Genomic DNA, 22,371 nt, shown 5'->3' with positions numbered 1-22,371 from the left:
AGCCGTGGCGTTCATTCCGGTACGCCCGCATGCCGTTCGGCGCGGCGGGCGCGGCACCATGGACGAGGACGGGGGCGGAGCCATGCCCGGAGGCGGATTCGACGAGTGGGTGGCGGCGTTCGAGGCGGAGCGGGCGCGCCGGGAGTGGATCGCGGACCCGGAGTGGGAGCGCGGGGTCGAGCTGCCCGCGGTGGTGGCGCGGAGCCTGCAGAAGTTCCAGGTGGGGGAGAACGGGGACGGGGCGAACCTGCGGGCCAAGGCCGACCAGGCGGGGGACGCGGCGTACTCGGCGGCGGTGCGGCTGTTCGTCGACGAGGAGCGCAACCACGCGCGGCTGCTCGCCGAGCTGCTGGGCGCGGCCGGCGTCCCGCTGCTGGACGGGCACTGGAGCGACGGGGTGTTCGTCCGGGTGCGCCGACTGCTGGGACTGCGCACCGAGTTGATGGTGCTGATGGTCGCCGAGCTGGTCGCCGTCGAGTACTACCGCAGCGTGCGCGACGGCGTCGCGGACCCGCTGGCCCGCGAGGTCACCGACCGGATCCTGCGCGACGAGCAGCGCCACATCCCGTTCCACGTCCAGCGGTTGCACCAGGCCTTCGGTGAACTCGCGCCGTCCGCCCGCCCGTTCGCGCACCTGGCCTGGCTGCTGCTGGCCCTCGCGGGCGCCCTGTTCGTCGCGGTCGACCACGGCCCCGCCCTGCACGCCGTCCGCGCCTCCCGGGGCCGTTTCCTGCTGGCCGTCGCCCGCCACGCCCGGACGGTCGGTGCGCAGATGGCGGCCCGGGGCGGGCGGACGGCCGCGGAGCCGCTCCCGGAGTAGGGCCTACTCCCCGGTGCTGCCGTCGATGCGTTCGCGCAGCAGGTCGGCGTGGCCGTTGTGGCGGGCGTACTCCTCGATCAGGTGGGTGACGACGTAGCGGAGGGTGAAGACCTCCTCGCGCCAGTGGAAGGGCGCGTCGAGGGAGGCGGCGTCGTTGACGGTGGCGCGGGAGCGGGCGCACTCCTCGTGCCAGGTGCGGAAGGCCTCGTCGGGGTCGGCGTCCTCCACCGCGAAGGCCGCGTCGCCGGGCCAGTGCGCGGGGGCGTCGTCGCCGTTGACGACGTTGCGGAACCAGCTGCGCTCGACCTCGGCGAGGTGCCGGACCAGGCCGAGCAGGGAGAGCTCGGAGGGCGGCACGGCCCGTAGCCGGAGCTGCTCGGCGCCCAGCCCGGCGCACTTCATCGCCAGCGTCTCGCGCTGGTACTGGAGGAACTCGGTCAGGGAGGCCCGGTCGTCGGCCACCCGGGAGGGCTCGGTGCGCTGAAGGTCGCTCATCGGACCATCATCCCAACCCGGGCGGCCGGAGGTCAGGGCCCCGGGTCAGTGCGCGGGACGCTCGTCGACGACCTGGCGGAGCTTGCCCGTCCGGGGGTTGGTGACGAGCTCGGCGCGCGGCACCCACTCCACCTGCAGCGGGTGGATCGCGCCGATCGCGGCCTCGGAGACGTACGCGGGCCGGGCGTCCAGGACGGCGCGGCGCAGGGTCTCGGCGAGTTCGGCGGGCGGCGGGGCCTGGGTGGTGTGGCCGAGGCGGATGATCAGGCCGTCGCGGTTCTCCCAGCGGCGCTGGACCAGCTGCATCCCGGTGATGTGGTGCCCGGGGTCGTGGGCGAGCAGCACGTCGCGGACGTCCTCGGTGGGCATGCTGACGATCCCGACCCGGGCGCCCTCGGTGGAGCGGCCGAGCAGCCGGAAGGTGCGGCAGCCGGAGTCGGTCCACTCGGCGCGGTCGCCCGCCGGGTAGCGCAGGATCGGGACGAGGGTGCGGAACAGGTTGGTGACCACGACCCGGCCGGGGACGCCGGGTTCGGTGATCGGCTCGCCGGTGGCGTCGTCGACGAGCTCGACCACCGTCCGGTTCGGGAAGGCCCGGTGGACGCGCAGGTCGTCCCCGGCGGGCACCGGCCCGGCGACCAGCCCGGCGTCCACCGAGGCGTAGCCGATGGAGGACAGCGCTGCGTTCGGGAAGGCCGAACGCAGCAGCGGCCGCAGGTCGTTGAAGAGGATGTCGCCGCCGAACAGGATCAGCTCGACCTGCGGCGCGGGCCGGCCCTGCGCCAGCAGCGTCTCGGCGACGGCGGACAGCTTCATCGGCTCGCCCGCCAGCACGTCCACGCCGAAGGAGTGCACCAGGTCGGCCACGTAGGCGTCCGGCGCGGTCGCCACCGGCAGCCGGACGTTGTCGATCGGCGCGTGGTGCAGCGCGCCCTCGATGAACAGGAAACCGCTGTAGAACTCGCCCGCCCGGAACAGGTTGGCGACCTTCTGCCCCGGCCTGAGCCCGGCGTCGACCAGCCCGGCGCCGAACGCGCTCACCGAGTCGAAGTGCTCGGAGCGCGTCCACGGCGAGAACTTGGGGGCGCCGGTGGTCCCACCGGACTTGTAGACCGCGGCGTCGGTCAGCGGACCGGTCAGCAGCCGGTTGTCGGGCCAGCGGTTGGCCGACCAGAACGCGACGTGGTCGATGACGGGCAGGTCGGTGAGCGAGGTGACGACGGCGGGCACGTCGCGGTACAGCTCGGCGTAGAACGGCGAGTTGCGCCGGGCGTGGTCGACCAGGGCCTGAAGCGGCAGAGCGGGCACGGCAGTTGCTCCTCAGTTCAAAGGGGTCGTTCGGTGTGGCCGATCCAGTCGCGGGCGAGCCGCTGCACGGCGGTGCCGTCGCGGTCGGCGAGCTTGGCGTCCAGGTAGGCCGCGGCCCACGCGCCGGTGGGGATCCGGAACGGCGGCCGCTCCTCGGCCAGCGCCCGCAGCACCGCCTCGGCGACCTCCGCCGCGGGCTGCCCGGCCCCCGCCCAGTGCGCGCCGATCCGCTCCCCGTACGCGGCGAAGGTCTCCGCGTACGGGCCCGAAGCGGCCTGCACGGTACGGCGGTTGACGTCCGGGAAGATGCCGAAACGGGTGTCCGGGACGTAGCCGGGCACCAGCACCGACACCCGCACGCCGTGCGCGGCGGCGACCGGCGCGAGCGACTCCATGAAGCCCTCGACCGCGAACTTCGCCGCGCAGTACGCCTCGTTGAAGGGCTGCCCGATCACGCCGTGCACGCTGCCGATGGTCAGCAGCCGCCCGCCCGAGGCCCGCAGCAGCGGCATCGCGGCGCGCGAGACGGCGACGGTGCCGAAGAAGTTGACCTCCAGGTTGGCCCGCAGCGCCTCCGCGGTGGACATCTCCAGCGTCGGGTCGAAGTTGGAGATCCCGGCGTTGTTGACCAGCGCGTCGAGCCGCTCGATCCCGGCGAAGCACTCCGCGACCGACTCCTCGTCCGTGACGTCCAACCGCCGCACCTCCGCCCCGGGCGCCGCCGCCCGCAACGCACCGGCCCGCTCCGGATCACGGACGGTGGCGAGCACCCCCCAACCGGCCCGGCTCGCCGCCGCAGCGGTGGCCAACCCGATGCCGGACGAACACCCGGTGATCAGCACCACTCGACGACCCGTCACCACGCCACCTCCCCGGCCCCGGCAGCGCCCCCCACGGGGCGGAGCCCTGCCACTTGCCCGCCTCCGCGGGTCCGGCGCAGCCGTCCCTCGGTCGCGGGGCGGAGCGTCCTCGGTCGGCCTTCCCCCCAGCCCCGGCGCAGCCGGTCTTCGGCCGCGGGGCGGTTGCTGGTCGCCGCGGAGCGGAACCCTCTCACTTGGCCACCTCCGCAGGTTCGGCGGCACCGTCCGCGCTCGGCGCGTGTTCGGTGACGCGGTCCACGGCCTTCGGCAGGTCGGCGTCCATGCGGGGCTGGATGCCGAGGGCGGGGAGGAAGGAGCAGGCGGCGAGCAGGGTGCCGCCGACCATGGTCCAGCGGGCCGCGTCGAGGACGCCGAGCGGGCCGGTGAGGAGGGAGACGGCGAGGCCGCCGGCCAGGGCGGCGAGCGGGATGACGCCCCAGGTGGCGGTGCGGAAGGCGGCGTGCATGACGCCCTGGTGCTGCGCGGACATCCGGGACTGCCGGGCGGGGGCCGAGCAGACGTTGATGCAGGACATGAAGAAGCCGTAGCAGCCCATGGTCACGGCGATGACCGGCCCGGCGGGCAGCGCGGGCGCGGCCAGCACGCCCAGGCCGACCAGGCAGTGCAGCAGCAGCGCCCAGGCCAGCGTCCGTCCGATGCCGAGGCGTTCGCCGATCTTCGGGGCGACCAGCGCGCCCAGCAGCGCGCCGACCGCGCCCGCGGACATCGCGGCGCCGTACACGCCGACGCTGACGCCCAGGCCGCGGTAGGCGAGCACCGGCAGGACGGTGACGAACACCGGGCCGCCGGAGTTGAGGGTGACGGCGGCCAGCACGACCCGGCGCAGCACCGGGTCCTGCCAGTTCAGCCGGAAGCCGAGGGTGAGGCGCTGCCACACCGTGCCCTGGGCGACGGTGGGCTGCCCCCAGGGCCGCATCCAGCGGAAGCAGACCGCCGAGACCAGGTAGCTGGCGGCGTCGACCAGCAGCGAGGCCGCGCCGAGCGCCCCGTACAGGGCGGCGGCGATCGACGGGCCGGAGACCTCGGCGACCGAGCCGCTGCCCTCCAGCCGGGAGTAGGCGCGCACCAGGTGCGGCTGCTCGACGACGGCCGGGACGGCGACCAGGTAGCCGACGTTGAAGAAGATGGTGGCCCCGGAGACCGCCGCCACGCAGCAGAACAGCAGCGGTGTGGAGAGGAGGTCCAGCCAGTACGCGAGCGGGATCACCGCGACCGCCACCAGCCGGACCAGGTCGCAGACGATCAGGGTGCGCCGCTTGTCCCAGCGGTCGACCAGGACGCCCGCCACCGGGCCGAGCAGCGGAATGCCCAGGTACTGGGCCATCGCGACGACGCCGACCTGGAGCGCCGAGGCGTGCAGCACGAAGATCATCAGGGTCGGGACGACGAACACCGTCACCCGGTCGCCGACGTTGGAGACCGACTTGCCGAGCCAGAACAGGTTGAAGCCCCGGCCCAGTTGCTCCGGTTTGCGCAGTTTCACGAGTCCTCGTTTCACGGTTCCTCCCGGACCACGAAACCCGCGGTCTTCCCGGTGCGTTCGTTGCTGACCAGCGCGTCCACCACCCGCACCCGCACGTGCTCCGGGTCGTGGACGAAGGCGGTGCTCAAGGTGAAGGTGCCGGAGAGCAGTTCGCGCCGCAGCGCCTCGGGATCGGGCAGCTCGCCGAGCACCAGGACGTCCACCCCCTGCGCCCGGCCGCCCCGTTCGGTGATCAGCACCTGCGCGCGGACGACGCCCGGCTCGCGCTCGACCCGGGCCAGCAGCTCGTCCACGTGCAGGCCCAGCCCGCGGACCTGCACCACGTTGTCGCGGCGCCCCAGCACCCGCATCGCCGGGCCCGGCCGCCCGCACGGGCAGGGGGCCAACTCGCCCGCGTCGCCGGTGCGGTAGCGCAGCACCGGGTTGAGCATGGCGGGGTCGAGCGAGGTGAAGTCCAGCAGGCCGCCGTCGCCGACGTGCACCAGCTGGTGCGGGAAGGGGTGGAAGGTGTCGGCCGGGCAGTCGGGGGAGTTGGAGCCCACCACCCAGGTCTCGGTGGAGCCGAACATGCCGTGCCGCCGGGCCTTCGGCGCGACGACCGCCAGGTCCTCCTCCAGCTGCGGCTGCCAGGCCTCGCCCAGCCACAACACCTTGCGCAGCGACGGCAGTTCGATCCCGGCGGCGCGGGCGTGCGCGAACCACAGCCGCAGCACGCTCGGGGTGCCGCCGATCGCGGTGACCTTCCGGTCGGCCAGGAAGCCCAGCCACTGCGGGTACTCCTCGGCGGTCACCGAGCCGAGCGCGATCACCCGGCAGCCGGACAGGTCGGCCAGGCCCGCCGCCAGGAAGTGCGCGCCCCACATCCGGCCCGCGCCCCAGGCGTTGACGAACACGTCGTCCCGCTCCAGCGGCTGCCAGTGCTCGAACACCTTCGCCATGTAGAACCCGGTCGGCGCGTACCCGACCTTCGGCGCACCCGTCGAACCGCCGCTCTGGAACAGCCAGGTCGCCCCGTGCTCGGCGGCGGGCTCCAGGTGCGCCAGCGCCGTGTTCAGGTCGTCCTTGGCCAGCGGCGGCAGCGCGGCCAGCTCCGCCAGCGTCCGCGGCGCCGGACAGGAGGCGTACCGGTCGCCGAACTCCGGTACTTCGCGCAGCAGTTCCAGCGTCCGGCGGGCCACCGCCAGACCGTCGGCGGCTTCCGCCCCGGTGAGCGAGAAGGTCATCGCCGGGCACCCCCGTCCGCGAGGAAGGCCGCGTGCGCGTCCCGGTAGGCGGCGAACCGGGCCCGGGTGACCGCGCGTTGCACCGGACGGCCGGGGTCCTCCAGGTCGGGGGCGATCACCCCGTCCGGTTCCAGCTCGGAGAACCAGAACCGCTCGCCGTCGTGCAGGAAGTCCACGCAGAAGAACGGGATCGGCAGCTTCTTCGCGAAGTAGGCCGTGGCGTCGGCGAGTTCGGGCGGCACCTCGCAGAACTCCATCGACCCGCCGCGGCTGGCGTTCGCCACCGGCGACCCCGCCTCCGGGGTGCGCCGCAGCGCCGCGTACGGGCGCCCGTCGATGACGTACACCCGGTAGTCGACCGTGCCGTCCCCCAGGTACGGCTGCGCCACCAGCACGGTGTCGCCGCCCTGCGCCAGGCTGGCCAGGCCGCGCACGTCCTCCCGGGAGCGGGCCAGGCAGATCCCGCCGCCGCCGCACCAGCCGGACGGCTTCACGATCGCCGGGAAGGCCAGCCCGTCCAGCGCCGCCTCGTACTGGTGCTTGGAGACGTCCCGACCGGAGCCGATCCGCACCGACGGGACGGGCGGCACCGGCGAGTCCGCCAGGAACAGCACCGTCGCCAGCTTGTCGTTGCCCAGCAGCGACACCTGCGCCGGGAACGGCAGGTAGAACCCGGCCTGCTCCAGCACCGTGCACAGCGTCAACTGGTTGAACACGTCCATGGACTGGTACGGCAGCGAGTACAGCGCCGTGATGAACAGGGTGTCCTCGGGCGTCACCCGCTCGCCGTCCACGTACACCCGCGGGCGGCCCGGGTCGGTGCCGTCCACCGTCACCGCCTCCGGCGCGTGCATCGTCCACGACAGGCCCAGTTCGGCGGCGATCTCCGCGTACATGTCCCAGAAGTAGTGCTTCCACATCGCCCCGGACCGGCTCGACTCCCGGTCCGGGAAGATCCAGCACATCCGGCGCAACGGCGCCCGCACCCCGCTCATCCGCTCTCCTCCAGTTCGCTCAAGTCGAAGTCCCGTCCGGCGCGGGCCCGTTCGGCCCACCAGGCCCGCCCCTCCGGCGGCAGCGTGTCCACCGGGTCCACGTACGGGTAGCGGCGGGCCAGCCCGTCCGGGCCCGACTCCCCGTCGCCGCCGCGCAGTTCGAGCCCGGTGCGGTAGTTCTTGGTCCACCACGAGACGCCGCGCACCCGGTCGTAGCCCACCGCCTGGTGCACCCAGCGCTTGCCGACGTGCGGCACGTCCGCGACCAGCCGCGGCGTGGCGTAGCCCGGCAGGTAGCCGAGGATCGCCTCCTGCAGGCGCTGCGCGGCGGCCAGCGGCAGCCGCCAGTGCTCGGCGTTCGGGACGACGTCGCACAGGTAGAAGTAGTACGGCAGGACGTTGGCCTCGCCCTGCAGCGCGAAGCACAGGTCGAGCAGCGCCTCCGGGCTGTCGTTCACGCCGCGCATCAGCACGCCCTGGTTGCGCACGTCCCGCACGCCCGCGTCCAGTAGGGCCCGGGCCGCCTCGGCGACCAGCGGGGTGACGGACGCCGCGTGGTTGGCGTGGGTGTGCACCGCCAGGTTGACCGAGCGCCGGGCCGCCAGCCGGGCCACCCGCTCCACCCCGGCCAGCACCTTCGGCTGCAGCCAGTGCTGCGGCAGCCCGACCACCGCCTTGCTGGCCAGCCGGACGTCCCGCACCGAGCCCAGCTCCAGCAGCCGCAGCAGGAACGACTCCAGCCGCGGCCACGGCACGTTCGCCAGGTCGCCGCCGGAGACCACCACGTCCCGCACCGACGGGGTCCGCTTGAGGTAGTCGAGCATCTGTTCCTCGCGGTCCGCCGGGCGCAGCACCAGCCGGGCCTTGGCGACCTGCGGGGTCGAGCGGCCCACCAGGTCCATCCGGGTGCAGTGCCCGCAGTACTGCGGGCAGGTCGACAGCAACTCGGCCAGCACCTTCGTCGGGTAGCGGTGGGTGAGCCCCTCCACCACCCACATCTGCGCCTCGTGCAGCGAGTCCCGGGCCGCCAGCGGGTGGCTCGGCCAGGACGGGAGCCGGTCCGCCCGCACCGGCAGCATGTAGCGCCGCACCGGGTCGGCCAGGAACGCCTCGGTGAACGCGGCCGGCGCCAACTCCGCACCCGCCGCCATGGTGTTCAGCATCTGCGGCGGCACCAGCATCGACATCGTCGCGAACTCCCGCTGGTCGGACGCGAGTTCCCGGTAGAACCGGTCGGTCAGCAGCGGCCCGAACACCTGCCGCAGCTGCCGCTCGCCCTGCACGCAGTGCGCCCGCTGCCACTGCGCGTCCCGCCACTGCGCCGCCGTCACCTCCCGCCAGCCCGGCAGCCGCCGCCAGTCCGGTTCCACCAGCGGCCGCCGCACGTACGGGTAGGGCTGCGCCCCGTGCTCCATCAGGCGGCCGACGCGGTGAGCAGGCCGGCGTGCCGGGTGCGCAGTTCCCGCTTGAGCACCTTGCCGGTCGGGCCGAGGGGGAACTCCCCGTCGGTGCGGGCCACCCGCAGCGCGGCCAGCTCCGCCAGCCCGGCCCGGCCGAGTTCGGCGTTGGCGGCCTTCAACAGCCCTTCCTCGTCCAGCACTTCGGCACCCGCCTGGAGCCGGACCACGGCGATCGGCCGCTGCCCGCCGTCCGGGTGCGGGACGCCCACCACCGAGCAGTCCTGCACCAGTTCCGCGCAGTCGGCGAGCAGCACCTCCTCCAGCGGCAGGCTGTACACCGGCCCGTCCAGGGTGTCGATCACGTCCACCGTCCGGTCCAGGTGGAAGAACCGGCCCTCGGCGTCCCGGTAGGCCACGTCCCCGGTCAGCCAGTACCCGGAGAGCCGGAAGCTCGCGCTCAGCCGCTCGTCGTTCCAGTACCCGGGCGTGATCGAGGGCGCCCGCACCGCCAGCAACCCGACCGTCCCGTCCGGGACTTCGACGCCGTCCTCGTCCAGCACGACGGCCCGCTCCACCACCTCGGACGGCCTGCCCACGCAGCGGTCGGCGCGCTCCGTCTCCGGCGAGGTGACCTGACCGAACAGCGCCATGCCCATCTCGGAGGAACCCAGCCCGTCCACGAACTGCGAACCCGGCAGCGCCGGTTGGTCGGCCTTCTCCTGCGGCAGCAGCCACGGCTTGACCAACCCGGCAGGGCGCCGGCCCAGTCGCACCAGCCGCCGGACGTGCCCGTAGTGCGCGCTGTCACCGGTGTTGAACCAGGAGTGCACCTCGGCGGCGCCCGCCACCGGCAGCTCGCCGGTCGCCAACTCGACGAAGGTGCGCGGGAAGGAGGCCACCATGGTCGGCCGGAACGCCTCCATCACCGGCTCCACCACCGTGCGTCTCCACCCCGCCATCACCACCGTCGGCAGGCCCAGCAGCGTCGCGGTCAGGAAGTAGCTCAGGCCGCCCGCGTGGGTGTGCGGCATCAGCGACATCAACCGGTCCGACGGCTCGGCCGGGAAGCGGGTCATCCGCGGCTGCTTGCCCTCCCAGAACTGCCGGTGCGCCAGGATCGTCGACTTCGGGGTGCCCGTCGTCCCCGAGGAGTGGATCAGCGCCACCACGTCCTCGGCCGCGTGCTCGTACGGGTACTGCTCCGGCAGCGCCGCCGCCGCCGCGTCGAACGCCTGCACCTCGGCGGTCAGCGCCAGGAACCGGGGGCGGCGCTGCGGGTCCTGCCGGTACGCCGCGGCCAGCCGGGTGGTGTCGTCCGCGACCACCCCCACCACGCCGACCCGGTTCAGGTAGCGCACCATCACGTCCGGCCGCATCGCGTCGTTGACCAGCGCCGGGACGGCCCCCAGCGCGGTCAGCGCGAAGAAGTGCAGCAGCGGCTCCAGCCCCTCCGCCACCACCACGCCCACCGGCTCGCCCGGCCGCACCCCCGACGCGTGGTACCAGGCCGCGTACCGGTCGCGCAGCGCCGCCAGGTCCAGCAGGCTGTGCCCGACCAGCACCACCCGCCCGCGGTGGTCGAGCCGGTGGTCGAACGCGTACGGCACCGCCCGGTTCGGGTTCGCCGCGATCGCCCGGTCGAGGAAGTTGCCCGCCCCGAGGGTCGGATCGGTCATGAACCGCTCCCGGACGGGCAGCGGGGCGAGGGGCGTCTGGTCGCTCATGGCGGTCTCCAAGCAGGACTCGTTGCCGGGCCCGCCCTCGCGGGGCGCGCACCGGTCGGGGAAAGGTCCGAACGGGCCGGAAAAGGTGGAAGGACGACGGGGCGTCAGAGGTCGAGCAGCTCGGCGGCCGCCCGGCGGCCGGACCGGACCGCGCCCTCCAGCAGGCCGAAGAACTCGGTGCTGGTCTCGGTGCCCGCGAACCGCACCCGGCCGTGCGGGGCGGTCAGCGCCGGCCCGAGCGCCGACCAGTCGCCGGGGCCGAACAGGGCCGCGTAACAGCCCCTGCTCCACGGCTCGTTGACCCAGTCGGTGACGTGGAACCCGACCGGCTCGGGCAGCACCGGGAACAGCCGCCGGGCCTGCGCCACCGCCGCCGCCCGCTGCTCGGCGGGCGGCAGAGCAGCGAAGCGGTGCGCCTCCGCACCGGTCACGAAGCCGGTCAGCACGCCGGGCGAACCCTCCGGCGGGGTGTCGTCCACGGTGGACAGCAGCGGACCGGCCGCGTTCACCGACCAGCCGGACAGGCCGTGCGCCCGCCACACCGGCTCCGGGAACACCAGGTGCAGCTTCACCGCGCACCCCCGCCCGGTCCGCGCACCGGCCCGCCGCACCGGCAGCCCCGGACGGTACTCGATCGCGTCCGCGAGCAGCGGCGGCACCGCCACCACCGCCGCCTGCGCCCGGTAACTCCCCTCCGGCGTACGGACGGTGACCTCACCGTCGGACTGCTCCACGGACAGCACCGGCTCGGCGGTGCGCAGCACCCCGCCCGCCGCCAGCAGCCGCCGGGCCAGCCGCTCGCACAGCCGGTGCGCGCCGCCCGCGACCCGGTCCTGCTGGGCGCCGCCCGCGAAGGCGTTCAGGTAGCGCAGGCCGCCGCCCGAACGCAGGTAGAAGGCCATGTGCAGGACCGACACCTTCGCCGGGTCGGCCGCCATCATCTCGCCCAGGAACAGCGGGAAGAACAACCGGGCGTCCGGGTGCGGGAGTTGCTGCTGCGCCCAGTCGGCGGCGGTCAGCGCGTCCAGCCGCTCGGCGTCCGGCGTCAGCCAGGGCGCCTCCGGGCGGACGGCCGCCGCCAGCTCCTCCAACTGCTCGAACAGGTCGCCCAGGGCGACCGCGTTCAGCGGCGGGAAGCGGCCCTCGACGGTCGCGGCGGGCGCCTCGGGGGAGCCCAGTGCGAACCGGGCCGCGCCCGCCATCTCGGTCGGCGCGGTCTTCAGGTCGCAGGCGGCCAGCAGGGCGTGCAGCTCGGTGTGCCGGTCGCCCAGGTACGCGGCGCCCGCGTCGACCCACCGGCCGGGCGCCACCTCGATCCCCCGGGCCCGCCCGCCGACCCGCTCCCGGGCCTCCAGCACCGTCACCCGCACGTCGCGCTCCGCCAGCTCCACGGCGGCCGTCAGCCCGGCCAGGCCGGCGCCGACCACGACCGCCGAACGCAGCGCACCGGCGGAGGGGGAGTCGGAGGCGGGGGAGAGCGCCGCGGCGCTCACCGGGCGCCCGCGACGGCCGTGGCGGCCGCGACGCGGGCGGCGAGGCCCGCCGGGGTCGGGTCGACGAGGAACTCGTCGAAGGTCAGCTCGACGCCGTGGGTGCGCGCCACCGCGCTCAGCACCCGGGTGGCGACCAGTGAATCCCCGCCCAGCAGGAAGAAGTTGCCGTCCGCGGGCACCTCCGCCAGCTCCAGGACGCGGCGGAACACCGCCGTCAGTGAGTCGAGCAGTGGATCGGTGTCCGAGGGGGCGGGTGCGGCGGCGGGCGTGTCGAGGCTCATCGGGGTCTCCTTCGACCGGTGCGGGGTGCGCGTGGTCCAGTGGTGCCAGCGGTGCGTGGTGCGCTGTGCGGAGGTGCAGGGCGTGCGCGAGGTGGTGCGCGGGCGGTGCGGTGGCAGAGCCTGACGGTTCGTCAGTTGCTGCCTGGGGAAAAGGCGTTCAGGAAAGCACTGCGGTGCTGGTGCTCGTAGTGGTGCTCGTAGTGGTGCTGGTACTGGTACTGGTACTGCCGTACAGGCGGTGCGAGGCGGCGCGGTCGATCTTGCCGCCGGTGGTGCGGGCCAGGTCCGGGACGACGGTCAGTCGGCTCGGGACGAGGTGTTCGGGCAGGAACTCCCGCAGGTGGCGCAGGAGTTCCTCGGTGGTCGGGGGCGCTTCGCCGTCGCCGCGGGGGCGCGGGACGACGTAGGCGACCAGTGCGGTGCGTCCGGCCAGGGTGGTGGCGGTGACCGCGGCCAGGCCCACCCGGGGGTGGGCGCCGAGTGCGGTCTCCACCTCGGCCGGGTCGACCCGGATGCCGCGGATCTTGACCTCGTGGTCGATCCGCCCGCGGTGCGCCAGCACCCCGTCCGGGGCCCGGGAGACCCGGTCGCCGGTCCGGAACCAGCGCCGCCCCGCCCGTTCGACGAAGCGCTCCGCGGTGGTCTCCGGCAGGCCGGGGTAGCCGGACGCCAGGGCCGGGCCGCCGATCAGCAACTCGCCCTCGGCGGTGACCAGTTCCTCGACGTGCGGCAGGGCGCGGCCGATCGGCGCGCGCTCGGCCGCGTCCCACGGGCGGCCCGGCTCCGGGGTGTCGGGGCCGAGCAGGTCCACCGCGTGGGTGATCAGGGTGGTCTCGGTGCAGCCGTAGGTGTTCAGCAGCCGGATCCGGGCGCTGTCCGCCAGCCGGCTCCAGTCCGCCAGCCTGGCCGGGTCGGCGGCCTCGCCGCCGATCACCACCAGCCGCAGGCAGGACGGGAGTTCGGCGTCCGGGCCGTCCTCCGCGAGGTGCAGCACCAGTTCGTGCCAGAACGCGGTGGGCAGGTCCAGCACGGTGACGCCGCGCCGCTCCACCGCCCGCAGCAGCCGGGGGAAGGAGGCCGAGTGCGCCTCCGGGTCGAAGACCAGCCGGGCGCCGGAGGTCAGGGCGGGCAGGATCTCCTCGAAGCAGGTGTCCCAGTTCAGCGAGGCGAACTGCAGCACCCGGTCCGCGGGCCCCACCCCGAACAGCCCGCGCAGCGACCCGACCACCGCCGAGACCGCCCGGCGCGGCGTCAGCACCGGCTTCGGCTGCCCGGTCGACCCGGAGGTGAACAGCAGGTACGCCGGATCCTCCGGACCGACGGCCACCGCCGCCGGTAACTCCCCGTCCGGATGGGGGAGTTCCCCCACCGGCTCGACGTGCGCGAGCCCGAGCGCCGCCGCCTGCCCGGCCGCCCCCACCAGGGCGGTGCAGCGGGCGGCCGCGACCATCCGGCGCTGCCGCTCCAGTGGGAAGGCCGGATCCAGCGGGACGTACGTGCCGCCCGCCGCGAGGACGCCCAGCAGGGCGACCACGGTCTCCGGCGCGTGCCCGGCCGACACCGCGACCGGGCCCGGACGGTCACCCAGCGCAGCCGCCAACCTGCTGGCAGACAACGCGAGTTGACGGTAGCTGAGGGTGCTTCCTGGGGACTCGACCGCGACGCGTTCGGGCCACCGGAGAGCGGTATCCGCGAACGCGTCGAACAGGTCGGAACCCGCTTGGTCGACACCGCCGTTCTTTGACATGCCCGCTCCAAGAAAATGCCCAGAGGTGCCCGTCCGTGCTTCGGCGAACCCGGACTCTACCCCCCGTGATCCGGGCCCACAATGGCTGTTGGACGGGTTATCCGGGGGATCCGTGATCGGCCCGTGAAGGCCGCCCATCCACTCCTTGATCACGTTCAGTGATCAACCCGAAGTGCCCGGTCCGGGCTCCCCGGGCGTGGCGCCGCTCCGCCCGCGCGCGCCGCCGCGCGCGGGGAGCGACGGTTCGTCGACGAACCCGAAGCACCCTCCGGCGGCGGGGCGGAAGGGGGAGGAGAATTCCGTCCGCGCGATAGCGGACCCGACCGGTCACGCGTGCTTGGTGTCCGAACCGACTTTTCCCGACCGGGCCCCGAACGGCGAATTCCCGGAACGGGGAGCGGCCCGCCGAAAGCCCCCGGCGGGCCGCGCCCCCACCGGCCCCGGATCCCACCCCTCCGCCTCCGCCCGCCGCTCGGCCCGGGCCACCCGAAGTAACGGGGCGTGACGGGCGGCAGTAGCATCCCTTGAATGAAGACCACCGTGCTGCTGGTCGATGCCGCGGTCCTCGGCTCCACCGGTGCCGCCCTGCTGCTCGGCCCCCGCACCCTGCGCGCCCCCGCCTCCGCCCCTGCCCCTGCCCCTGCACCCCCGCCCCCGCCCGGCGCCGCTGCCGCCCGGCCCGCCTCCCATCGACCCGTCTTCCACCGGCCCGCCTTCCTCCGGCCGGAGGTGCTGCTGGCAGCGGTGACCGCACTGATCTACCTGAACCAACTGCTCTGCTCCGTCTACCTGCTGCGGGTGCACGGCGGGGACGCCGGATACGTCACCCGCTACCTGCCGCCCGGCTGGTTCGCCGAACCGACCGGAAACCCGGCCGTCCGGGCGCTGGCCGCGCACCTGCCGGTGCCCGGGCTGTTCGCGCCCACCGTGCTGCGCGTGCAGGCCTTCCTGGAGCTGCCGTTCGTGCTGCTCGCCTACGCGACGGTGCTGCACCGCCTCAGCCCCGCCCTGCTGCGCCGCGTCCTCGGCTCACCCGCCGTGGTGTGGACGGCCACCGCCTCGTACACCCTGGTGTTCGCCGCCGTCGAATGGGCGCTGCGCAACCCGTGGACCGTCCAGGACGTGACGATCCGGGTGCTGTCGGCCCTGTGCACCGCACCGCTGCTGCTCCGCACCGCCCGCCGCGCCCCCGGGGCGGAACGGCGCCCGGGCACCCTCGGCCTGCTCCGCTTCGCCGCCGAACTGTGGGCCGTCGGCACCCTCGTGATGGTCGTCTACGACACCGCGCTGCTCTACAACCTCCGCCACCTGCCCGGCCGCTGGCCCGAGGCCGCACTCGCCCTGACCGTCCTCGCCGCCACCGCGTACGGCCGCCGCCGCCCCGCCGCCCCGACCGCCGTCGACCCCGGCACCGCCGCCCCGACCGCCGTCGACCCCGGCACCGCCGCCCCGACCGCCGTCGGCCCCGGCACCGCCGCGCTCACCGTCCTGCTGCACCGGACGCTCGTCCTGTTCCTGCCCCCGGCCCTCGCCGTCCGCTACGGCCTCGGCTACGCGCACCCCCGACTCGCCGCCGCCGCAGCCCTGTTGGTGGCCCTGGCCGCCCTCGCCGACCGCCGGATCCGCGCCGCAGCCCTCTCCCTCGTCCCCGCCTGCGCCCTCGGCCTCGCCGCCGCCCACCTCGCCCTGCACCTGCGCCACGACACCTACCCCGAGAGCGGACTGCTCCGCGCCATGGTCGCCCTCCCCGCCGCGGCCGCGCTGCTCCTCGCCCTCACCGACCGCCCCGCCCGGGTGGCACCCGCCTGACGGAGCTGCCCGCCGAGGTGCCGCGCGCCCGGCGGCCCGCGCCCCGCAACGCCCGCCGGACGGGGCTCAGTTGAGGGCCTGGTCCGCGTCGTCGTCGACCTCGCCGAGGTCCAGCGGGGTCGGGCCCGGGCCGTCGCGGAGCAGACCGGTGAGCAGGGCGGCCAGGTGGCGGGGGCGGACGACCTGGTCGGTATCCGCCAACTCCGCGACGCTCCACCAGCGGTGGCCGAACCTGGCCTCGCCGGGGTCGACCCGGACGGCGGCGGTCTCGGCGGCGGTGAGCCGCAGCAGGCGGTACTCCTCCCACTGGCAGCAGCGGCGGCCGTTGAAGGTGAACCGGGTGCTGCGGGTCATGACCAACGGGCCGAGGCGCTCGGCGGGCAGGTCCAGCCCGGTCTCCTCGCACAACTCCCGGACGGCGGCGGCCAGCGAGTCCTCGCCCTCCTCGATGCCGCCGCCGACCGTGAACCACCAGCGGTCGCCGCCCGGCCGCGGGTCGCGGGAGCAGAGCAGCAGCAGGCGGTCCCGGTCGTCGAGCAGCAGGATGCGCGAGGTGCTCCGCCGGGCGTACGGGGTGCCATCGGGATGCGGCGTCATGGCTCCGACTTTAGGCCCTGCCCGGCCGATCGGCCGTCAGTCGACGACCTCCCAGGTCTCGTGCATCGAGGTGACGGTGCCGCTGCTGTCGGCGCTGTAGATGAAGAGCGGACCGCACTGGAGGCCGGCCGGGCGGCCGTCCGGCTCGGGGATGTCGAAGCAGGGCTTGCGGGTCTTCGCGTACTCGGCGAAGGACACCTTCTGCGCGGTGTAGCGCGGGTAGCCCGTCTTGTTGCCGCTGGGCTTCACGAACATCACCACCGAGGCGTTGGCGGCGACCTTGAAGGTGGTGTCCGGGCCGGAGGTGTCCAGCAGCAGGCCGTACTGGCTGCACTCGGTCTTCACCTTGGTGCCCTTGATCTGGCTGCCCGCCGCCGAGGTGACCAGCAGCACCTGGTGCGTCCTGTAGTACGCGGCGCAGCCCGCGGTGTCCATGCTGGCCTCCTCGAACGCGGCCTCGTCGGCGGGGCTGACGGCCTGTCCGCCGGCGGGCGCGGCCGCAGCGGGCTTGGTCGCGCCGCCGCTTGCAGCGCTGCTCGGGTCGGCGGGCGCTGCGGAGGGCGCGTCGGCGGCCGCATCGGAGGGCGCGTCGGCGGGGGCCGCCGTGGTGGCCGCCGCGGCGGTGGTCGGGGCGGTGCCCGAGCCGGTGTCCGAGCTGTCGTCCGGGCCGCAGCCGGTGGCGACCAGGGCGACGGTCAGCAGGCCTGCGGCGGCGGCGAGCCGACGGGTGCGGGTGCGCGTGTTCAAGGAATCCCCCCGTGGGACAACAGTTTCGGTGACGACGGTCGGAGAACATACCAACCCGCCCGGGGGAGCGGAGAATCGCCACCGCCCGTTCTGCCCGGTCCCCGCAGCGACCTGCACGGTTCGTCCGCCACCGAACTGTCGTCCCCGCCGGAGGCCGGACGGCCCGTCAGCCCGTCAGCCCGTCAGCCCGACTTCCCCGCCACGGCCGCGGCACCGCCCGCGCCCCCGCCACCGCCCCCGCGCAGGGAGAGCCGGTAGGACGCGAACAGCAGCACCGCGCAGGCCGGGTCCAGCAGCAGCATCAGGATCGCCCCCGGCACCATCCGGGTCAGCGCCGCCTGGCCCAGCACCACCAGGCCGATCCGCAGCGCGGACGCCCAACTGCCGTGCAGCAGCTGCCAGGAGCGGCGCAGGTCGCGGCCCTCCAGCAGCACCGCCATCGGCAGCATCGCGGCCACCGCGGCCAGGTACAGCGCGATCGGGTCCAGCACCGGCAGCAGGGGCCGCGCCAGCGACTCGTACCCGCCCGGGAACAGCACGGACAGCAGCCAGAGCAGCCCGGGCAGGTTCACCGCGGACGACAGCAGGGCCAGCCGCAGCACCGGCGAACGGTCCGTCCGGAACGCCGTCAGCGGATCCGACTCCCCTCCCAGCACCCGCAGTTGGGCCGACCACCGCCACGCCGAGAGCACCGACCCGGCCGCGAACAGCAGCACCGCCGCGGCCTCCGGCGCCGCCCCGGCCGAACCGACGAGGGCGTTCAGCACGTTCACCGCGACCAGGAACACCACGTTCACCACGAGCAGCCGCCACCAGCAGGCCGCCGCCAGCTCCCGCACGACCGCCCACCACGCCGAACCCTGCCCCGCAACGTCGTTGACCACGCCCCGACGCTACCGGACCGCCCCCGGGGCCCCGGCCCCGCCCTCAGCGTCCGAACGCCGCGTCCACCGGCGGGTACGCGGACGACTGCTCGGCCGGAGGGCCGTCGAGCGGCACGGCGGGCCGGGCGGCGGGCGAGCGCAGGTAGGTGGCGAACAGCGCCAGCAGGAGCGCGAAGTGCAGCGGGACCACGAGCGCCCGCGTCACCAGTGCGAGGAAGGGGGACCCGCTCGCGAAGAAGACGTCCACGTACAGCTCCTGGACCAGCAGTTCGGCGACGGCCCCGCAGAGCGCGACCGCGCACAGCCGCAGGGCGGTCGGCCAGCCGCCGCGCAGCAGCCGCCAGGAGGCGCGCAGCCCGCCGCCCTCCAGGAACACGGCAGCGGGCAGCGGCGCGGCCACCGCGCCCCCGAGCAGGGCCAGGATCACGACCGCGGGCCACTGCGGCCCCCGGTACAGGTCGAAGGCCGCCTCCGGGGAGAAGACCAGCAGCAGTTCCGACAGGACCGATACCGACAGCAGCGCCGACCACAGCGCCATCAGGCCCAACTGCCGCGGCGGCACCCGCAGTACGGCCGCCGACCGCGGCCCGAAGGCCAGCAGCCGCATCGCCGGACCGTACTCGCAGGCCGACAGCAGTACGAGCAGCACGATGCGCACCACGCGCACCGCGTCGTCCTGCGGCACCGCGTACGTGGCCACTTCGACGGTGACCTCGACCGCCGCCGACACCGCCACCACCGCCAGCAGTTGCCACCCGCAGGCCCGGGCCCGCTCCGCGACGACCCCCCACCAGCTCGCGCCGCCCGGGCGCTTTCCCTCGATGATCACGGGGGGAGGGTAGCGGAGGACGGGCCGGGCGGGGCCCGGGGTCCACGGCTACGGGGCGTGCACGATCTGGATCAGGTTGCCGCAGGTGTCGGCGAAGACCGCGGTGGTGACCGGGCCCATGGCGGTCGGCTCCTGGGTGAAGACCACGCCCAGGGCGCGCAGGCGCTCGTACTCGGCGGGGACGTCGTCGACGGCGAAGGACGCGGCGGGGATGCCGTCCTCGCGCAGGGCCGCCTTGTACGGGGGGACGGCGCGGTGGCCGGAGGGCTCCAGCAACAGCTCGGTGCCGTCGGGCTGTTCGGGCGAGACCACCGTCAGCCAGCGGGCGCCGCCGCCGAGCGGGACGTCGTGCTTCTTCACGAAGCCCAGCACGCCCGTGTAGAAGGCGAGTGCCTCGGCCTGGTCCTCGACGAAGACCGAGGTGAGGTGGATGCGCATGCGGTTCTCCTCGCAGGGGTGGGAGGGGAGCGAGGTCAGGACGCGGCGGCCCAGCCAACCGCCGCCGCCCGTTCGGCGAGCGGGAACACCCGGGTCTCGCCGGGCACCATCCAGCCGAACATACCGGTCAGGTGCGACATCCAGCCGATGTCGGTGACCAGCGCGAGCCGCTTCCAGGCCCGCAGGTGTTCGACCCCCAGCTTGAGGTCCTGCCACAGCGCGCCGCCGGACATCCCGTCGAACTCCGGCACGACCAGCACCAGCCGGATCCCGTCGCCCTCCCCGGCGGCCCGTTCCAGCGCGGGCAGCAGCACGTCCCGGTAGTCCTCGGCGTGCAGCGAGCCGGGCCCGAGTTCGAACCCCAGCAGTCCGGGCGGCAGGTCGGGAAGGGCGTTGATCATCGCATCGCTCCAGGTGGTCGGGCCTCCGACCCTACGACGGCCGCCCGCCCCGAAAACCGGCGGCGCGCCGGGGGGTTCGGCCCGTCAGGCGTCCTCCGGCGCGCGGCCGAAGGCGTGCCGCAGGACGTCGGCGAGGTCGTCCGGGGCGAGTTCGGCGCGCAGGCGCACACCGTGGGCTCCCGGGCCGGGTCCTCGTCGGGGACGGAGTACAGCGTGGTGATCCGGAACTCGCCGGAGGGGTGCGGGACGGCGGGTCAGGAGGGCGAGCCGGATCAGGAGGGCAGGCGGGCGGCGAGTGCGTCGAGCAGCAGGTCGAGGGCGAGGGGGTAGGCGCTGCGCCGCATGTCGGCGGCGAGCAGGTCGGCGGTGGCGGCGATGTGCGGGTGGGTGTCGGGGGAGAGGCCGCGGTAGGCGGTGTCCCAGACGCCGCTGTCGGCGTGCTGGGCGGGGGCGGGCAGGGCGATCGCGGCGGAGTCGAGGACGGCGAAGCCGAGCGCCTGGTCGATGAAGGCGTGGTAGAGGCTGACCGCGTCGGGGTCGGGGAACCCGGCCTCGCGCAGTATGCCGAGCATGGTCTCGATGGCGCGGATCTCGTTGGCCCGGCCGGTGGTGCGGTACGCGGCGAGGACGGCGGCCTGCGGGTGGGCGAGCGAGCGGGCGTGGATGCGCAGCCCGACCTCGCGCAGGTCGGCGCGCCAGTCGCCGGTGGGCTGCCAGCCGTCGAGGCCGAGGCCGATGAGTTCGTCGGCGACGGCGAGCAGCAGGTCGTCGGAGCTGTGGAAGTAGCGGTAGATCGCGCTGGGGTCGGCGCCGAGCGCGAGGCCCAGGCGGCGGACGGTGAACGCCTGGGCGCCGTGCTGGCCGACCAGGCGCAGCGCGGTGTCGACGATGACCTGCTCGGAGAGCACGGTGCCCTGCTTGGTGGGGCGTCGGCGGCGGCGCGCGGTCTCGGGGACGACGCGGTCGGAGCGCTCGGCAGGGCGCTCGACAGGGCGCTCGGCAGGACGGTCGGGGCGGGCGGGGCGGTCGGTCATGGCCCGTGAGCCTAGGGCATCCACCCTTACGACAACAGCATTGACGTTCGACGGGGGCGGGGGTTTCATGGCCTCCCTACCGGCGGTTCCCGCTGGTCGCCCCATGCGCCGTCGCTCGGCGCACCCCCCCACCCGGCGCCCGCCCGCGGGCGTCCCCCCACGACACCTCTCGGCGGTGATCCTTTGGCAACGACGGTCAAGGACCGGGGCCCCGTCCCCGACGGCGGTTCCGGCGGCGGTTCCGGCGACGGCTCCTCCGCGGGCCCGGACGCGATGCGCAAGTCGGTCGGCGTCGGCGCGGCGGTGGTGATCGCCGCGTCCAGCACGGCGGCCACCACCTCGATCGGCATCGGCCTGGGCCTGATGGCGGGCGTGGTCGGCCTGCACCTGCCCGCCATCATGCTGCTGGCCTTCCTGCCGGTCCTCGGCATCGCCTGCGGCTACGGTCGGCTCAACCGGGTCGAACCGGACGCGGGCAGCTCGTACCGCTGGGTCGGCAAGGCGCTCAACCCGTGGCTGGGCTTCCTGACCGGCTGGGTGAACATCGTCACCACCGTCGTCTTCATGGCGTACACCACCACCGTCACCGGCTCGGCGATCATCCAGCTGGCCGGGACGGCGGGCCTGCACGCGCTGCCCGGCGTGCGGCTCGACCCGGACTCCAGCTTCCAGTGCACGCTGATCGGCATGCTGGTGCTGCTCACCGCGACGGTGGTCGCCGTCCGCGGCCTCGACCTGGCGGCCAAGCTGCAGAAGTACCTGCTGGTCTTCGAGTACGCGGTGCTGATCGCGTTCTGCGGCTACGGCCTGTTCGCCGGTGACCAGCCGTTCAGCCTGTCCTGGTACGACCCGTTCGAGATCCCGTCGGCGGCGGCGCTCGCCCAGGGCATGGTGCTCGCGGTGTTCTGCTACTGGGGCTTCGAGTCGGTGTTCAGCGTCGGCGAGGAGGTGCACGACCCGAAGGACGCCACCCGCGGCGGCTTCCTGTCGCTGCTGCTGATGCTCGGCCTGTTCCTGTTCGCGGGCACCGCCTTCCAGCGGGTGCTGCCGATCGACGAGCTCGCCGACAACGGCGCCACCGGCCTGGCGTACTTCGCCGACAAGCTCGCCGACCAGCCGCTGGCCGCCCTGCCGCTGGTCGCGCTGACCTTCTCCGCGGCCGCCTCGCTGCAGGCCGCGGTCATCCCGACCGCCCGCGGGACCTACGCGATGGGCCGCGACGGCACCCTCGGCAAGGTCTGGACGCGGCTGCACCCGCGCCACCGCACCCCCGCCGCCGGGACGTGGCTGATCACCGGCATCGCGCTGGCCCTGGCCGGGCTGGCGCTGGCCATCCCGACCGTCACCGAGCTGATCGCGGCCACCGTCAACGCCATCGGCATCGTGGTCGCCCTCTACTACGCGCTGGTCGCGATCGCCTCCGCGGTGCGCTTCCGGCACCTGCTGCGCGAGAACCCGGTCGAGGGCCTCAAGGCGGTGGTCGCCCCGCTGCTCGGGGCGATCGTGCTGCTGCTGGTCGGCGGCTACCTCGCCTGGACCTTCTACGACTCCACCGACCACTTCGAACTGACCGCCTACAACGGCTGGTTCGAGCTGACCGTGCCGGTCCTGATGCTCGCCTCCGGCCTGGCCGCGGCCGCCTGGTCGCGCTGGGTCCGCCGCTCGCCGTACTTCACCGGCGCCACCGACCGGGCCGACAGCGCCGCCGGGACCGAACCCGCCGGAACCGAACCCGCCACCACCGCCTGACGAACCGTCAACTCCCTTACCACAATCAGAAAA

General features: G+C 74.5%; 21 protein-coding genes. 3 read left to right on the top strand and 18 right to left on the bottom strand.

The genetic code is table 11. From position 1 onward, the window contains the following. Positions 1–82: 82 nt before the first annotated feature. On the top strand, positions 83–820 hold the full coding sequence (locus OO57_RS21920; RefSeq protein ID WP_033254275.1) for a ferritin-like domain-containing protein: 738 nt from the start codon (positions 83–85) through the stop codon (positions 818–820). Positions 821–823: 3 nt separating this feature from the next. Here OO57_RS21920 and OO57_RS21915 read toward each other — a convergent pair whose 3' ends face one another. The 11 genes from OO57_RS21915 to OO57_RS21865 form a co-directional block, all read right to left on the bottom strand. Further along, positions 824–1,315: a DinB family protein gene (locus OO57_RS21915; protein WP_033254274.1), complete on the bottom strand. Its 492-nt coding sequence runs from the start codon at positions 1,313–1,315 to the stop codon at positions 824–826. A 45-nt stretch (positions 1,316–1,360) separates the two neighbouring features. Then, positions 1,361–2,623 (bottom strand): phenylacetate--CoA ligase family protein, encoded by a 1,263-nt coding sequence (locus OO57_RS21910; RefSeq protein WP_033254273.1) that lies wholly within the window; start codon positions 2,621–2,623, stop codon positions 1,361–1,363. Positions 2,624–2,640: 17 nt separating this feature from the next. Beyond that, positions 2,641–3,483, bottom strand: a complete 843-nt coding sequence (locus tag OO57_RS21905; RefSeq protein WP_033254272.1) for an SDR family NAD(P)-dependent oxidoreductase — start codon at positions 3,481–3,483, stop codon at positions 2,641–2,643. Between the two features lie 190 nt (positions 3,484–3,673). Next, complete coding sequence (locus OO57_RS42785; RefSeq protein ID WP_033254271.1) at positions 3,674–4,987, bottom strand: MFS transporter; 1,314 nt, start codon at positions 4,985–4,987, stop codon at positions 3,674–3,676. An 11-nt stretch (positions 4,988–4,998) separates the two neighbouring features. Then, complete coding sequence (locus OO57_RS21895; protein WP_033254270.1) at positions 4,999–6,210, bottom strand: AMP-binding protein; 1,212 nt, start codon at positions 6,208–6,210, stop codon at positions 4,999–5,001. Next, positions 6,207–7,205 (bottom strand): ATP-grasp domain-containing protein, encoded by a 999-nt coding sequence (locus OO57_RS39675; RefSeq protein ID WP_051778070.1) that lies wholly within the window; start codon positions 7,203–7,205, stop codon positions 6,207–6,209. Before OO57_RS39675 ends, OO57_RS21895 begins: the two co-directional genes overlap by 4 nt. Then, entirely contained in the window at positions 7,202–8,620 is a 1,419-nt protein-coding gene (locus OO57_RS21885) for a KamA family radical SAM protein (RefSeq protein ID WP_051778069.1), read from the bottom strand. Before OO57_RS21885 ends, OO57_RS39675 begins: the two co-directional genes overlap by 4 nt. Continuing rightward, positions 8,620–10,329 (bottom strand): class I adenylate-forming enzyme family protein, encoded by a 1,710-nt coding sequence (locus OO57_RS21880; RefSeq protein WP_033254297.1) that lies wholly within the window; start codon positions 10,327–10,329, stop codon positions 8,620–8,622. The genes OO57_RS21885 and OO57_RS21880 overlap by 1 nt, the downstream gene beginning before the upstream one ends. A gap of 104 nt (positions 10,330–10,433) precedes the next feature. Beyond that, positions 10,434–11,822: a flavin monoamine oxidase family protein gene (locus OO57_RS21875; protein ID WP_234337449.1), complete on the bottom strand. Its 1,389-nt coding sequence runs from the start codon at positions 11,820–11,822 to the stop codon at positions 10,434–10,436. Then, on the bottom strand, positions 11,819–12,103 hold the full coding sequence (locus tag OO57_RS21870; RefSeq protein ID WP_051778068.1) for an acyl carrier protein: 285 nt from the start codon (positions 12,101–12,103) through the stop codon (positions 11,819–11,821). The genes OO57_RS21875 and OO57_RS21870 overlap by 4 nt, the downstream gene beginning before the upstream one ends. A gap of 157 nt (positions 12,104–12,260) precedes the next feature. Next, a complete protein-coding gene (locus OO57_RS21865) occupies positions 12,261–13,850 on the bottom strand; it encodes an amino acid adenylation domain-containing protein (RefSeq protein WP_081973860.1) in 1,590 nt (529 codons plus the stop codon). Positions 13,851–14,378: 528 nt separating this feature from the next. Between OO57_RS21865 and OO57_RS42775 the strand changes: the two genes are divergently transcribed. Continuing rightward, complete coding sequence (locus tag OO57_RS42775; RefSeq protein WP_033254269.1) at positions 14,379–15,659, top strand: hypothetical protein; 1,281 nt, start codon at positions 14,379–14,381, stop codon at positions 15,657–15,659. Positions 15,660–15,725: 66 nt separating this feature from the next. Here the strand turns inward: OO57_RS42775 and OO57_RS21855 are convergent, their stop codons facing one another. The 7 genes from OO57_RS21855 to OO57_RS21820 form a co-directional block, all read right to left on the bottom strand. Beyond that, complete coding sequence (locus OO57_RS21855; RefSeq protein WP_033254268.1) at positions 15,726–16,256, bottom strand: NUDIX hydrolase; 531 nt, start codon at positions 16,254–16,256, stop codon at positions 15,726–15,728. Between the two features lie 36 nt (positions 16,257–16,292). Continuing rightward, positions 16,293–17,003, bottom strand: a complete 711-nt coding sequence (locus OO57_RS44000) for a hypothetical protein (protein ID WP_051778066.1) — start codon at positions 17,001–17,003, stop codon at positions 16,293–16,295. 182 nt (positions 17,004–17,185) lie between these two features. After that, a complete protein-coding gene (locus OO57_RS21840; protein WP_033254267.1) occupies positions 17,186–17,887 on the bottom strand; it encodes a hypothetical protein in 702 nt (233 codons plus the stop codon). A 43-nt stretch (positions 17,888–17,930) separates the two neighbouring features. Then, the gene (locus OO57_RS21835; protein WP_033254266.1) at positions 17,931–18,716 is read right to left on the bottom strand and encodes a hypothetical protein; all 786 of its coding nucleotides are present in this window, start codon (positions 18,714–18,716) and stop codon (positions 17,931–17,933) included. Between the two features lie 48 nt (positions 18,717–18,764). Beyond that, on the bottom strand, positions 18,765–19,154 hold the full coding sequence (locus OO57_RS21830; RefSeq protein ID WP_033254265.1) for a VOC family protein: 390 nt from the start codon (positions 19,152–19,154) through the stop codon (positions 18,765–18,767). 35 nt (positions 19,155–19,189) lie between these two features. Then, positions 19,190–19,555, bottom strand: a complete 366-nt coding sequence (locus OO57_RS21825; RefSeq protein WP_033254264.1) for an STAS/SEC14 domain-containing protein — start codon at positions 19,553–19,555, stop codon at positions 19,190–19,192. A 272-nt stretch (positions 19,556–19,827) separates the two neighbouring features. After that, the gene (locus OO57_RS21820) at positions 19,828–20,589 is read right to left on the bottom strand and encodes a TetR/AcrR family transcriptional regulator (RefSeq protein ID WP_051778065.1); all 762 of its coding nucleotides are present in this window, start codon (positions 20,587–20,589) and stop codon (positions 19,828–19,830) included. 183 nt (positions 20,590–20,772) lie between these two features. Between OO57_RS21820 and OO57_RS21815 the strand changes: the two genes are divergently transcribed. Next, positions 20,773–22,338: an APC family permease gene (locus OO57_RS21815; protein WP_033254263.1), complete on the top strand. Its 1,566-nt coding sequence runs from the start codon at positions 20,773–20,775 to the stop codon at positions 22,336–22,338. Positions 22,339–22,371 lie beyond the last annotated feature (33 nt).

The organism is Kitasatospora phosalacinea (genome assembly GCF_000717185.1).
Classification (GTDB): Bacteria; Actinomycetota; Actinomycetes; order Streptomycetales; family Streptomycetaceae; genus Kitasatospora; species Kitasatospora phosalacinea_A.
This window is presented reverse-complemented; position numbering and strand designations above follow the sequence as displayed.